This is a genomic window from Clostridium sp. BJN0001, assembly GCF_022869825.1.
Taxonomy (GTDB): Bacteria; Bacillota; Clostridia; order Clostridiales; family Clostridiaceae; genus Clostridium.
In genome coordinates this window covers 1,499,396-1,513,632 of record NZ_CP094971.1, presented here as the reverse complement: position 1 = coordinate 1,513,632, position 14,237 = coordinate 1,499,396, and the positions used below count along the sequence as shown (strand labels likewise).

The window sequence follows — 14,237 nt, the reverse complement described above, 5'->3', positions numbered from 1 at the left end:
TATGTCTTAGGGAGGCAAAAAAATGGATTTTGAAAAAGTTAAAGAACTTATTAATATTATAGATTCGTCTAAGCTTGCATTTTTAGAATTAAAAAATGGCGAAGATTATATAAAAATAGATAAATCTCTTACAAGAGGTACTGAAAATAATAAAGTTTCATCTGATAGAAAATGTGAAGAGACTTCAGAAAAATTAAGTAAGAGTATAGAAAAATCTTCTGATAATACAGATGAAGAAGATGTTAAACCTGAAGAAAAAAAATCTTCTGAAGAAAATTCGTACACAAAGATTAAATCTCCAATGGTTGGAACATTTTATTCAAAAGCATCACCAGAAAGTGATTCATTTGTAAAAGAGGGAGATAAAGTTTCAAAAGGAAAAGTAATTTGTATTATAGAGGCTATGAAACTTATGAATGAAATAGAATCTGAATACGATGGAATAATAAAAAAATGCCTTATTAAAGATGGCGATATGGTTGAATATGGACAGCCAATTTTTGAAGTAGAGGAGGATAAATAATGCTTGATATTGAACAGATAAGAGAAATTTTACCTCATAGATATCCACTTTTATTAGTAGATAGAGTAACTGAAATAGTAGAAGGAAAGTCAGTAAAAGGATATAAAAATCTTACAGCTAATGAAGAATTTTTTCAGGGACATTTCCCACAAAAACCTGTAATGCCAGGAGTTCTTATGATAGAAGCTTTAGCACAGACTGGAGCTGTTGCAATTCTTAGAATGGACGAATTTAAAGGGAAATTACCAATACTTGCAGGAACAAATAAAGTGAGATTTAAAAGACAAGTAATTCCTGGAGATAGACTCGATTTAGAATGCGAAATTGTAAGACTTAAAGGACACATTGGAATAGGAAAAGGAAAAGCAAGTGTTGATGGGAATCTTGCATGTGAAGCGGAAATACTATTTGCTATAGAGTAGGTGATTAAATGTTTAAAAAAGTTTTAATAGCGAACAGAGGAGAAATAGCAGTAAGAATAATAAGAGCATGTAGAGAAATGGGCATTTCAACTGTTGCTGTTTATTCTGATATAGATAAAGAAGCACTTCATACTCAGCTTGCAGATGAAGCTGTATGTATAGGACCAGCAGCACCTAAAGACAGCTATTTAAATATAGCAGCTATATTAAGTGCATGTGTTTTAACTGGTGCGGATGCTATACACCCAGGATTCGGATTTTTATCTGAAAACTCAAAATTTGCTAAGATGTGTAAAGAGTGCAATATAAAATTTATAGGCCCTGATTATCAGGCAATGGATCTTATGGGAAACAAAGCTAAGGCAAGAGAAGTAATGAAAAAGGCTGGAGTTCCTGTAGTTCCTGGATATGAAGGAAAGATAGAAAATGAATTGCAGGCACTAAGCATTGCTAAAGAAATAGGATATCCTATTATGATAAAAGCTTCTGCAGGTGGTGGTGGAAAAGGAATCAGAGTCGTTAATAATGATGAAGAATTCCTTTTAGGATATAAAACTGCAAAAAGAGAAGCTAAAGTATGTTTTGATGATGATACATTATATCTTGAAAAATTTGTAGACCATCCAAAGCATATTGAATTTCAAATTCTTGCTGATGAACATGGGAATGTAGTACATTTATTCGAAAGAGAATGTTCTATGCAAAGAAAGAATCAGAAAGTTTTAGAAGAAGCACCATCTAATGTATTAACACCAGAACTTAGAGAAAAAATGGGAAATATAGCTGTTAGAGCTGCAAAGGCTGTTAACTATAAAAATGCCGGAACAATAGAATTTTTATTTGATAGAGATAATAATTTTTATTTTATGGAAATGAATACAAGAATACAGGTTGAACATCCTATAACAGAAATGATTACTGGTGTTGACCTTGTAAAAGAACAGCTTAAAATTGCATCTGGAGAGAAATTATCATTTTCTCAAAAAGATTTAAAAATACTAGGTCATGCTATTGAGTGTAGAATTAATGCAGAAGATCCAAAACATGATTTTAGACCATGCCCTGGTGTAATTAAAGAGTTCTGCCTTCCTGGAGGAATGGGAATAAGAGTTGATTCTGCTGCATTTAGTGGATATAAGATTCCATACTGTTATGATTCAATGATGGCAAAAATAATTGCATATGGAAAAAGCAGAAAAGAAGCAATTGTAAAAATGGATAGAGCACTTTCTGAATTTGCAATAGGTGGAGTAAAAACAAATATAGATTTTGAACTTGAGATATTATCTTCAGACGAATTTATAAGAGGAGATTATAATACATCTACGCTTAAAGAAAAGATGGTGAAGACTGATGCTTAAAGATTTATTTACAAAAAAACATTATGCTACAGTAAAACAGCAGCCTCAGAGAAGAAGCATTTCAGATGAAGAAAAACCTAATATTCCAAATGGAATGTGGGTTAGATGTGATAAATGTCATGAACTTATATATTATGAAGATTTAGAGAAAAATAAAAAAGTATGTCCAAAGTGTGGTCATCATTTTAGACTTAAAGCTAAAGAAAGAATAAGAATATTTTTTGATACAGATTCATTTAAAGAGATGTGGTCTGACTTAAAGACTAATAATCCTTTAGATTTTAAGGGATATGAAGAAAAGATAAAAAAGAGTAGCTTAAGAACAGAAAGTAACGAAGGAGCAGTTACTGGAGTTGGAAAAGTAAATGGAATAGAAGTTGCATGTGCTATAATGGATAGTTTCTTCATGATGGGAAGTATGGGAACTGTTGTTGGCGAAAAAATAACTAGATTAACTGAATATGCAACAGAAAAACGACTTCCACTTATAATTTTTACAACATCAGGTGGTGCTAGAATGCAGGAAGGAATGTTCTCTCTTATGCAGATGGCAAAGGTGAGTGCTGCTCTTTCAAAACATGATGAAGCTGGACTTTTATATATTACAGTTTTAACTGATCCTACAACTGGAGGAGTTACTGCAAGTTTTGCTATGCTTGGAGATATTATTATAAGTGAACCTAATGCTCTTGTAGGATTTGCAGGAAGAAGAGTAATTGAAAATACAATTAATGAGAAACTTCCTGATACTTTTCAAAAGGCAGAATTTTTACTTGAGAAAGGTTTTGTAGATGCAATTGTAAAGAGATCTGAGCTTAGAAAATGTATATATAAAATATTAAAGATACATGAGGTGAATTCTGATGAATAAAGATTTTATTTTATCGTCTTCTGCTTGGGATAAAGTTCAGATAGCGAGGTATAAAGATAGACCTACTGGAAAATATTATATAGATAATATTTTTACTGATTTTATTGAACTTCATGGTGATAGAAATTTTGGAGATGATAAATCTATTATTGGTGGAATAGGATTCTTTTTAGGCAGACCTGTTACTGTAATTTCAATAACTAAAGGATCAAATACTAATGAAAATATTGAAAGAAATTTTGGTATGCCAAACCCTGAAGGTTATAGAAAAGCTTTAAGGCTTATGAAACAGGCTGAAAAATTTAAAAGACCTATAATATGTTTAATTGATACTCCTGGAGCTTTTTGTGGAGTTGAAGCTGAAGAAAGAGGTCAGGGAGAAGCTATTGCAAGAAACTTATTTACTTTAGCAAGACTTAAAACTCCTATAATTTCTGTAATTACTGGAGAAGGTGGAAGTGGAGGAGCACTTGCACTTGCAGTATCAGATAGACTTTTAATGATGGAAAATTCAGTATTCTCAATTTTATCTCCTGAAGGATTTGCTTCTATCTTATGGAAAGATGCATCAAAAGCTAAAGAAGCTGCTTCTGTAATGAAGGTAACTGCTAAAGATCTTTATGATTATGATATTATAGATAAAGTAGTTAAAGAACCTAGAGGAGGAGCACATAAGAATCCTGAAAAACAGTGTGAATATTTAAAAGAAGCATTAAGTGAGTCTTTAAACGAAATAATAAATAAAGAAAAAAATTCACTAGTTGCTGAAAGATATAATAAGTATCGAAAGATTGGTAATCTTATATAATAAAAATGGCTTAATACTAAATCGAATTTAGTATTAAGCCATTTTTAACATTAATAAGATTTTAAAATGCAATATTTTATTCTTTAATGTATAATAGAAGATAAAGTTTAGCCTATTTAAATGCTAATTATTTTGTGTTTAATTAGGCTAGTAAATTTTAAGGAGTGTGTTTATGAGGCCGTTAGCAGATTTGATGAGACCTTCCTTACTTGAAGATTTTGCAGGACAAAAAAGCATTATAGGTGAAGGAAAGCCTCTTTATAATCTTATAAAGAATAAAAATATATGTAATTGCATATTTTATGGACCTCCTGGAACGGGGAAAACAACACTTGCTAATATAATGGCAAAATATGTTGACAAGAAATTTTATAAAATAAATGCAACAATAGCAAATTTAAGTGATATAAAAGAAATAACAAACGATTCATTAAATTTATTAAATTATAATGGTATTGTTTTATATATTGATGAAATACAGGATTTTAATAAAAAGCAGCAACAGTCGCTTCTTGAATTTATAGAGGATGGACGAATTACGTTAATTGCAAGCACTACTGAAAATCCTTTTTTTGTTTTACATAAAGCTATTATAAGTAGATGTAATATATTTAAATTTGAACCTTTAGAGACTGAAGATATTATAGATGGACTTCAAAAAGCAGTAAAAAAGCTTATAGATAAAGGAATAAAAGTTGAATGTGATGATGATGCTTTTAAATATATAGCAGATATCTCTCAAGGCGATTATAGAAAAGCATATAATATTTTAGAACTTTCAGTAAACTCTCAAGTTAAAGAAATAATTAAAATAGATAAAAAATATGTTGAAAGTTTAGGTCAGTCAAGTATGAGAGCAGATAATAGTGGCGATGAATTTTATAATCTTTTAAGTGCTCTTCAAAAAAGCATACGGGGAAGTGATCCTGATGCATCTATTCACTATCTTGCAAAGCTTGTTAGGAGTGGAAATTTAAATGCAATCGTTAGAAGAATTGGAGTAATAGCTGCAGAAGATATAGGGCTTTCATGTCCAAATGCATTATCTGTAATAAATTCTGGAATTGAACTCTGCTTAAAAATAGGTTTCCCTGAATGTAGAATAGTTTTATCTGAAATGGTTATATATCTTGCAACACTTCCTAAATCAAATAGTGCATATCTTGCAATAGAAAGTGCACTTTCTGATCTAGATAATACTAAATGTAGTGATATGCCAGTATATTTAAAGGATTCACATTATTCTGGTGCTGAAAAATTAGGAGTTACAGGATATAAATATCCTCATGACTATAATTACGATTATGTAAAACAGGAATATATGCCAAAAGAACTTAAAAACAAAAAATATTATATTGAAAAACAGAATAAATATGAGCAAAGTCTTAAAAAATACTGGGAGAAAATTAAGTCTTAAAAAGATTTAATTTTCTTTAAAATATAATTAAAAAAGATACTTTGACAAATTCATAGTATTTTGATATGATATATATGAAAAGAAGATAAATGTAGGGGTGATTTGAAATGAAACTTTCAACTAAAGGAAGATATGGAGTAAGAGCCATGGTAGATTTAGCATCTAATTATGGAACAACCCCAGTTTCTATAAAAACGATATCCGAGAGAGAAAATCTTTCAGAATATTATCTAGAACAACTTTTTAGTCCTTTAAGGAGAGCGAATCTAATAAGAAGTATAAGAGGAGCACAAGGTGGATATATATTATGTAGAAAGCCAAATGAAATTACTGTTGGAGATATTATAACAGTACTTGAAGGACCAATTGAAATAGCAGATTGTATAGATGGTCTATCATGTGATAATGTTGATACATGTGCGACTAAAAAAGTATGGGAGAAAGTGAAAAAGAGCATTGATGATGTTCTAAATTCTATTACTCTTAAAGATATTATTGATGATTATAAAAAAGCATCAGAGAAAAATTCTAAAATAAAAATTGCAGACGGGAGTGATAAATAATATGAAAACTGTTTATATGGATTATTCAGCAACAACTTATGTAAAGCCTGAAGTTCTACAAGAGATGCTTCCATATTTTACTGAAAAATTTGGAAATCCATCATCTTTTTATGGAATTTCTAGAGAGACTAAAAGAGCTATAGATATAGCAAGAGAAAGAGTAGCTAAGGCTATTAATTGTCTTCCTGAGGAAGTATATTTTACAGGTGGAGGATCTGAGTCGGATAACTGGGCTCTAAAAGGTATAGCATCAGCTCATAGAAATGAAGGAAATCATATAATAACAACTAAGATCGAGCATCATGCAATTCTTCATACTTGTCAGTATCTTGAGAAGCTTGGATTTGATATTACATATTTAGATGTTGATGAAGAAGGATTTATAAATATTGATGAATTAAAAAATGCGATTACAGATAAGACAATACTTGTATCTGTAATGTTTGCAAATAATGAAATTGGAACTATAGAGCCAATAAAAGAAATTGGCGAAATATGTAGAGAAAAGAATGTGATTTTTCATACAGATGCGGTTCAAGCAGTAGGAAATATTCCAGTAGATGTAAAAGAAATGAATATAGATATGCTTTCTCTTGCTGGTCATAAAATTTATGGACCAAAGGGAATAGGTGTCCTTTATATAAAAAAAGGTATAAAGATTGACAATCTAATTCATGGAGGCGGACAAGAAAGAGGCAGAAGAGCTGGAACAGAAAATATAGCTTCTATAGTTGGAATTGGAAAAGCTATTGAGATTGTTACAGAGAATCTTAAACCTCATATGGAAAAGATGACAAAACTTAGAGATAAATTAATTGATAATTTATTAAAGATACCATATTCAAGATTAAATGGTCCAAGGGGCGATAAACGTCTTCCTGGAAATACAAATATATGTTTTAGATTTATTGAAGGTGAATCAATACTTCTTTCTTTAGATTTTAAAGGAATATGTGCATCAAGTGGAAGTGCATGTACATCAGGTTCATTAGATCCATCTCATGTTCTTCTTGCAATAGGACTTCCTCATGAAATTGCACATGGTTCATTAAGACTTACACTTGGATATGGTTCTACTGAAGAAGATGTAGATTATCTTTTAAAAGAACTTCCTCCAATTATAGAGAGATTAAGAAATATGTCACCTTTATGGGATGAATTTAAGAAAGGAGAAAAATAATATGATATATAGTGATAAGGTATTAGAACATTTTAAAAACCCAAGAAATGTAGGAGAAATAGAAAATGCAGATGGAGTAGGAGAGGTTGGAAATCCTAAGTGCGGTGATATAATGAAGATATATCTAAAAGTTGAAGACAACATAATTAAAGATGTAAAGTTTAAAACTTTTGGATGTGGAAGTGCAATTGCATCATCTTCTATGGCTACAGAATTAATAAAAGGCAAGACAATAGATGAAGCATGGGAACTTACAAATAAAGCGGTTGCTGAAGCACTTGATGGACTTCCTCCTATAAAAATGCATTGCTCAGTTTTAGCTGAAGATGCTATTCATAAAGCTATTAATGATTACAGAAAAAAACATAATCTTGAAGAAAAGCCAATGAATTCACATAGCGATGATGTTCATGAACAAGTACAGGAAAATTAGTAGAGGTGTTATATGAAAAAGAAAGTATTGGTTGGTATGAGTGGTGGAGTAGATAGTTCTGTCGCTGCATATCTTTTAAAAGAGCAGGGATACGATGTTATAGGTGCAACAATGCAGATATGGCAGGAAGACAATGACTATGAAGAAAAAGAAGGTGGATGTTGTTCTTTTTCTGCAGTAAATGATGCAAGAATGGTTTGCGATAAGCTTGGTATACCTTTTTATGTTTTAAATTTTAGAGATTATTTTAAAGACAAAGTAATAGATAATTTTGTTCAAGAATATATAGACGGAAGAACTCCAAATCCATGTATTCAGTGTAATAAATATTTGAAATTCAATGAGCTTTTAAGAAGAGCAAGGGGAATAGGCGCAGACTATGTGGCAACAGGTCATTATGCAAAAGTTACTCAAAAAGATGGCAGATTTCTTCTTTTAAGGTCTGATGATGACCATAAGGATCAGACATATGCATTATATAATCTTACTCAGGATCAATTAAGTGCGACACTTATGCCATGTGGAGAATATGAGAAACCTGAAATAAGAGAGATTGCAAAAAAGATTGGTCTTGCAGTTCATAATAAGAAAGACAGTGAAGAGATATGCTTCATTTCAGACAATGATCATGGAAAATATATAAAGTCATGTAAACCAGATAGAGTAAGACCTGGTAACTTTGTAGATAAAGATGGCCATATATTAGGTCGTCACAAAGGAATTGTATATTATACTATAGGTCAAAGAAAAGGTCTTGGATTATCACTTGGAAGACCTGTATTTGTTACTGGTATAAATGCTAGAACAAATGAAGTTGTTATCGGTGCTGAAGATGATATATTTAAAGATGAACTGATTGCTACAGATTTAAACTTTATACCGTTTGATAATCTTGAAAAAGAAATGAACGTAAAAGCTAAAATAAGATATTCAGCAAAGCAAGCTGATGCTGTTATAAAACCTTATAAAAATGGAAGTGTACATGTTAAGTTCCTTCAAAAACAACGTGCTATAACTTTAGGACAGTCGGTTGTATTTTATGATGGAAATATAGTAGTAGGCGGCGGAATAATATCTAAGATTCTTTAATAAATACTTTTTTACTCCTAAAACTTAGGTGATAGTAATTCATCAAGTTTTAGGAGCTTTTTTTGTATTAAAACATATAATTTTGGAGAAATTATTAAAGATAAAAAATGGTGGAGGACTAAATTATGTATAGAGTAAAAGATTTTTATTTAAAAAAAGTAATTGATCTTAATGGAAGAAAATTAGGAACTATTGTTGATGTTGTCATAGATTTTTACAAAGGTATACTTTTAGGATTTAAAGTTAGTAATAGATTTATCTTATCAAAAAGAAATTTTGTACCTATTGATAAAGTGATAGATATATCAGACTGTGTTATTGCTTTGGAGGCACAAAAGAATGAAGGAATTGAATTTAAATCTATAAAAAATATGGAAGTAAAAAATTCTAATGGAACTACAAAAGGAGCAATTGAGGATATTATTATAAACAAAGGAGATTTTTCAATTAAAGCGCTTATTGTTTCTTCAGGCTTTTTTGATAAGCTTATAAATGGAAAGAAGATATTACTTATAAATGACTGTATATTAGGAGAAAATTTTGTCATATATACAAATACTGATACAGTTTCATTTAAATCTATTCCTCATAGCATGGAGTGTATTTATGAAAAAACAAGATGTTAAAAGATTAATATTTATAGGTATTTTAATAAGTATAATTTTATTTATAATAATTTATATGTTTTCAGAATCAGTAAAGAGTATTATAAATCTATTAATTTATTCTTTTATTTTTGCATATATATTAAAACCATTTGCTAGTTTTTTTGAAAATAAGTTTAATATGAGTCATAGAAAAGCTTCATTTTTTGTAATAATACTTATAATAAATATAATTATAATAAGTGTATTTATTATAATACCAGTAGTAATCAGTGAAATGTCAGCTGCAGGAGATATGCAAATAAAAGCTCAGGGGTATATAGAGGATTTTACTAGTCGATTCAAATTAAAAAGTACTCCTGTAATAAGTGATTTATATAATATGATATCTGAAAAAGAAGAATATATAGCTGAAAATCTTCCAAGGAAGACAGCACTTTTTATTGTTGAATTTTCACAAAATATAATATCATATTTTGTAAGTCCTATAATAATATACTATATTCTGGCAGATGGAAAGCAGATAATAGATAAAATGATTTTTTTGATTCCACCTAAAATACGACAAATTTCAAAAGACATACTTTTTGATATAGATAAAGTTATGACAAGATATATATCAAGTCAACTTATCTTATCTTTTGTTGTATTTATGCTAACACTTATTTTGCTATGGATTTTAAATATAAAATTTGTAATAGTTTTAGCTATTCTTAATGGAATAGTTAATATAATACCTTATTTTGGAGCTTTTATTGGGGCTGTACCTGCTGTTTTAATTGCATTTAGTATATCTCCTTCAAAAGCAGTATATACTTTGCTTGGAATGTTTTTGATTCAGCAAGTTGAAGGAAATCTATTAGCTCCAATGGTAACATCAGATAGTACACAGATACATCCTGCTATTATAATAATTTCTCTTCTTCTAGGAGATACTTTTGGAGGCTTTTTAGGGATGATTATAATTATACCTGTTATCGTATGTATAAAAGTAATTTATGATGACATAAATTATTATCTGTTTTAAAAAGCAAATATAAAAAACTTTAATATGATTTTATTGTATGCTATAATGAAAAATGTGCTTATTTATATGAAATTATGACATCGATTAAATCTATAATGATGTTTATTAAAGCATCTTCAAAATATATTTTATATTTTGATAAGGAACTTGTGGAGGAGGATTAAAATGAAAAAGAAGAGCAAAAGTTTATCAGCAGTGCTGCTCGTTTTACTTATTTCTATTATAGTAGCTCTAGCTTTTGCATGTTTCAGAGGATTTTATTTATTTGGATATGAATTTAAATCTTTTGAAAAAGTACTTACAAAAGGATTAGATCTTCAGGGTGGAGTTTCTGTTGTTATGGAGATTCAGGATGATGATGTGACACAGGAAGAACTTGAAAGTACAAAACAGCATCTAGAACTTAGAGTTAATAAATTAGGTGTTGCAGAAACTGTTGTTACAACAGAAGGAAATAAAAGAATAAGAGTAGAGGTGCCTGGTCAAAGTGATTCTAAAGAAATAGTAGATAGCTTAAGTCAAGCAGGTAATCTAGTATTCAAAGGTCCAGATGGAGAAGAAATTTTAACAGGTAAGGATATAAAAAAAGCGACAGCTCAGTTAAATCAGGAATCAGGACAGTATGAAGTTGCTCTGCAGCTTAATGAAGATGGACAGCAAAAATTCTCTGATGCTACAGCTAAAAATATTGGTAAAGCAATTTCAATTTGCATGGATGATGATGTTATAATGTCACCTACAGTACAGTCTCAGATTACTAATGGAGAAGCTAGAATTGAAACACATGATACACTTGAAGCTAATAAAAAATTAGCAGGAATTATAAATTCTGGTGCACTTCCAACAACAGTAAAAGCAGTAGAAGTAAAAAATGTAGGAGCGCAGCTTGGAGAAAAAGCATTTCCTAATGCAGTTAAAGCAGGAATTATTGGTATCTGCATTGTATTTTTATTTATGATACTTTTATATAAAGTACAGGGATTTTTTGCAGATATTGCATTAACATTATATATTACACTTGCACTTTTATTATTTGTGGAAGTTGGTATAACATTAACACTTCCAGGAATAGCAGCATTCCTTTTAACAATTGGTATGGCTGTTGATGCAAATATTTTAATTTTTGAAAGAACAAAAGAAGAACTTAAAAAAGGAGTTTCAATAAAATCATCTATAAAGAAAGGACATGATAATGCATTATCTTCTATAGTAGATTCTAATGTAACAACTATATTATGTGCACTTATCTTATACTTTATAGGTTCAGGTTCAGTAAAAGGATTCTCTATAACACTTATGATTGGTATTTTAGTAAGTTTGTTTACTGCTCTTATAATTACAAAAACTCTAATTAATTTAGCAGTAAATTCTGGATTATTAAATAAGACATCATATTTTGGAGTAAAGGAGAAAAAGGGGGACGAGAAAGATGTATAAAATAATTGAGAAGAGTAAAATCTGGTTTTGTCTTTCCTTAACAATTATAATTATTGGTATCGGCTTTTTATCAGTAAAAGGATTAAATTTTGGTATTGATTTCAAAGGCGGTACAGAAGTCTCAATTCAACTTAATGAAGATATAGATAAAGCAGATGTAGATTCTATTGTAAAAGATATTGATTCAGAAGCAGTTACAACAATATCTGATAAATATGAATATGATATTAAAGCAACTGATTTTGACAGTGATAAAGTTAATTCTGTTATGGTGGCTTTAGAAGATAAATATTCTTTAGATAAGACAGCGCTTATTTCGCAGAATGAAATTGGTGCATCTATAGGTAAAGAACTTACACAAAATTCACTTCTTGCACTTTTAGCTGCATTTATAGTAATGCTTATATATATAGCTATAAGATTTGAATTTAGATTTGGAATTGCTGCAATTGTTGCAACATTTCATGATATTTTAATCACAGTAAGTTTTTATGCTATATTTAATATACCAGTAAATACAGCGTTTATAGCAGCTATATTAACAATAATAGGATATTCAATGAATGATACAATAGTTATTTTCGATAGAATAAGAGAAAATAATAAGATAATGAGAAGATCAGATATTAATGAAATCGCCAATACAAGTCTTACAGAAACTATGGCAAGATCAATTAATACATCAGTATCAACATTAGTTACTATTATTGCAATTAATGTGTTAGTTCCAACAGTAAGAGAATTTACACTTCCTCTTATGATCGGTATAATAACTGGAGCTTATTCATCAATATTTATTGCTTCCCCTGTATGGGTGATTTTAAAAACTAAAATCAAAGGCAAGAAAAATAGAAAAAATAAGCTTAAAAAGGCCTAAATAAAAAGCCTCCTTTTAGTAGTAAATGGAGGTTTTTATATTTTTATTTGTAATATTATTAATAATCGTATATAATAATAGAGTTGTTTTCTATTTTATGGAGGAAAAAGGCGATGCGTAAATTCTGGGAGAGTATTTATAGCCCAAATTATATATCAGGCTATAATCCGTTTATTCTTAAAGGAATGAATCGTGCAATAGAAAAATTGTCATTAGCAATTAATAATAGAAAGAAAATTGTTGTTTATGGTACATATAATGTAGACGGAATCTGTGCTGTTTCATCAATTATACTTGTTCTTAGATATTTAAATGCTGATGTAGAGTATCTTATATATGAAAAGTCAGACAAATGTGAAGGAATAAATAAGAACGATATAAAAGATAATGTTGATTTTCTAGGTGCAGATTTACTTATTACTTTAGGAGTTGGATTAAAATCGAATGAAGAAGTTGAATTATGTAGATTACTTAATATTGATTTGATAGTCCTTGAAAATAAGAAGGATGTCGAGTCTGATGGCTATATCTATATAAACCCGAATCAGAAAGGTTGTCAGTACAGATATAAAAATTTATCTGTAAGTGGGCTTACTTTTAAGCTTATGCAGGCAATTGCGATTTATTATAATATGAAGAGTATAAATAAATATTTAGATCTTATTCTTATAGGTGTTGAATGGGCTGATGTATCTTTAAAAGGTGAAAATGGTCTATTTGTTAAAGAAGGAAATAAATTTTTAATAAATACTAATAATAATGGATTATTATCTATTATTGAGTTTAATAATATAAAAGATTTTAATAAGCAGGGGGTAGAGAGAATTATTCAGTTTATTATACCTCCTAATGGAGCAGTAGGAATTATGGACAATGCTAGAATTGTTCTTGAACTTCTTACTACAAACAGCAAATATAGAGCAGATCAGATTGTTAAGTATTTGTATAATTTAAAAAAAGATAAATTACTTGACAATTCAAAAATTAGTTTTGTTGATGGAGGTATCTTAGATGGATTTAAAAAATAAAATAAGGGTAATAAATGGTTTTCCAAAAGAAGAAATTAGTTTTAAAGATATTACTACACTTATAGCAGATAAAGATGGTTTAAAAGAGTCAGTTGATAGATTAGCTAAACATTTAGAAGACAAGAATGTTGATTTGATTTTATCTCCTGAAGCGAGAGGATTTTTATTTGGTATGCCTGTAGCATATGCACTAGGTGCTGGATTTATCCCAGTTAGAAAACCAGGAAAACTTCCTGCAGAAACTATTGATCAGGAATATGATCTTGAATATGGAACTGATAAACTTGAAATTCATAAAGATGCTATAAAAAAAGGTCAGAGAGTTGCAATTGTAGATGATTTACTTGCAACAGGAGGAACTGCTGAGGCAGTTGCAAAACTTGCAAAAAAATGTGGAGTAGAAGTAGTTTCTATTGATTTTGTTGTTGAGCTTACAGATCTTAAAGCAAAAGAAAAATTACTTAAAGATTATGATGTATTCTCTTTAGTAAAGTATAATATTTAAATTTGTTGAAAAAATATATAAAATAATATATAATAAATTTAATTAAGGCTGGTTTTTAACCAGCCTTTGAATTTAATTCAAAACTATTTGA

The 14,237-nt window shown here is 29.4% G+C and carries 16 protein-coding genes; all 16 read left to right on the top strand.

Translation table 11 applies throughout. The annotated features are described in order from the left end of the window. Positions 1-22: 22 nt before the first annotated feature. Positions 23-523 carry an acetyl-CoA carboxylase biotin carboxyl carrier protein gene (accB, locus tag MTX53_RS07295; protein WP_244833063.1) on the top strand — a complete coding sequence of 167 codons (501 nt, stop codon included), beginning with the start codon at positions 23-25 and terminating at the stop codon, positions 521-523. Continuing rightward, positions 523-945: a 3-hydroxyacyl-ACP dehydratase FabZ gene (gene fabZ / locus MTX53_RS07290; RefSeq protein WP_244833062.1), complete on the top strand. Its 423-nt coding sequence runs from the start codon at positions 523-525 to the stop codon at positions 943-945. Before accB ends, fabZ begins: the two co-directional genes overlap by 1 nt. 8 nt (positions 946-953) lie before the next feature. Further along, a complete protein-coding gene (locus MTX53_RS07285; protein WP_244833061.1) occupies positions 954-2,306 on the top strand; it encodes an acetyl-CoA carboxylase biotin carboxylase subunit in 1,353 nt (450 codons plus the stop codon). Beyond that, the gene (gene accD / locus MTX53_RS07280) at positions 2,299-3,177 is read left to right on the top strand and encodes an acetyl-CoA carboxylase, carboxyltransferase subunit beta (RefSeq protein WP_244833060.1); all 879 of its coding nucleotides are present in this window, start codon (positions 2,299-2,301) and stop codon (positions 3,175-3,177) included. Before MTX53_RS07285 ends, accD begins: the two co-directional genes overlap by 8 nt. Next, the gene (locus MTX53_RS07275; protein WP_244833059.1) at positions 3,170-3,985 is read left to right on the top strand and encodes an acetyl-CoA carboxylase carboxyltransferase subunit alpha; all 816 of its coding nucleotides are present in this window, start codon (positions 3,170-3,172) and stop codon (positions 3,983-3,985) included. The genes accD and MTX53_RS07275 overlap by 8 nt, the downstream gene beginning before the upstream one ends. 172 nt (positions 3,986-4,157) lie before the next feature. Further along, positions 4,158-5,402 (top strand): replication-associated recombination protein A, encoded by a 1,245-nt coding sequence (locus MTX53_RS07270; protein WP_244833058.1) that lies wholly within the window; start codon positions 4,158-4,160, stop codon positions 5,400-5,402. Between the two features lie 107 nt (positions 5,403-5,509). Further along, the gene (locus tag MTX53_RS07265) at positions 5,510-5,965 is read left to right on the top strand and encodes an Rrf2 family transcriptional regulator (protein WP_244833057.1); all 456 of its coding nucleotides are present in this window, start codon (positions 5,510-5,512) and stop codon (positions 5,963-5,965) included. A gap of 1 nt (position 5,966) precedes the next feature. After that, complete coding sequence (nifS, locus tag MTX53_RS07260) at positions 5,967-7,145, top strand: cysteine desulfurase NifS (RefSeq protein WP_244833056.1); 1,179 nt, start codon at positions 5,967-5,969, stop codon at positions 7,143-7,145. Position 7,146: 1 nt separating this feature from the next. Further along, entirely contained in the window at positions 7,147-7,578 is a 432-nt protein-coding gene (gene nifU / locus MTX53_RS07255; protein ID WP_244833055.1) for a Fe-S cluster assembly scaffold protein NifU, read from the top strand. A 12-nt stretch (positions 7,579-7,590) separates the two neighbouring features. Then, a complete protein-coding gene (mnmA, locus tag MTX53_RS07250) occupies positions 7,591-8,667 on the top strand; it encodes a tRNA 2-thiouridine(34) synthase MnmA (RefSeq protein ID WP_244833054.1) in 1,077 nt (358 codons plus the stop codon). Positions 8,668-8,792: 125 nt separating this feature from the next. After that, a complete protein-coding gene (locus MTX53_RS07245) occupies positions 8,793-9,293 on the top strand; it encodes a PRC-barrel domain-containing protein (RefSeq protein ID WP_244833053.1) in 501 nt (166 codons plus the stop codon). Then, the gene (locus tag MTX53_RS07240) at positions 9,274-10,299 is read left to right on the top strand and encodes an AI-2E family transporter (RefSeq protein ID WP_244833052.1); all 1,026 of its coding nucleotides are present in this window, start codon (positions 9,274-9,276) and stop codon (positions 10,297-10,299) included. Before MTX53_RS07245 ends, MTX53_RS07240 begins: the two co-directional genes overlap by 20 nt. 165 nt (positions 10,300-10,464) lie before the next feature. Further along, positions 10,465-11,736: a protein translocase subunit SecD gene (gene secD / locus MTX53_RS07235; protein ID WP_244833051.1), complete on the top strand. Its 1,272-nt coding sequence runs from the start codon at positions 10,465-10,467 to the stop codon at positions 11,734-11,736. After that, positions 11,729-12,613 carry a protein translocase subunit SecF gene (gene secF, locus MTX53_RS07230; protein ID WP_244833050.1) on the top strand — a complete coding sequence of 295 codons (885 nt, stop codon included), beginning with the start codon at positions 11,729-11,731 and terminating at the stop codon, positions 12,611-12,613. The genes secD and secF overlap by 8 nt, the downstream gene beginning before the upstream one ends. Before the next feature lie 113 nt (positions 12,614-12,726). Next, positions 12,727-13,641, top strand: coding sequence for a DHH family phosphoesterase (locus MTX53_RS07225; protein ID WP_244833049.1), 915 nt, complete (start codon positions 12,727-12,729; stop codon positions 13,639-13,641). Further along, entirely contained in the window at positions 13,625-14,146 is a 522-nt protein-coding gene (locus MTX53_RS07220; RefSeq protein WP_244833048.1) for an adenine phosphoribosyltransferase, read from the top strand. Before MTX53_RS07225 ends, MTX53_RS07220 begins: the two co-directional genes overlap by 17 nt. Positions 14,147-14,237 lie beyond the last annotated feature (91 nt).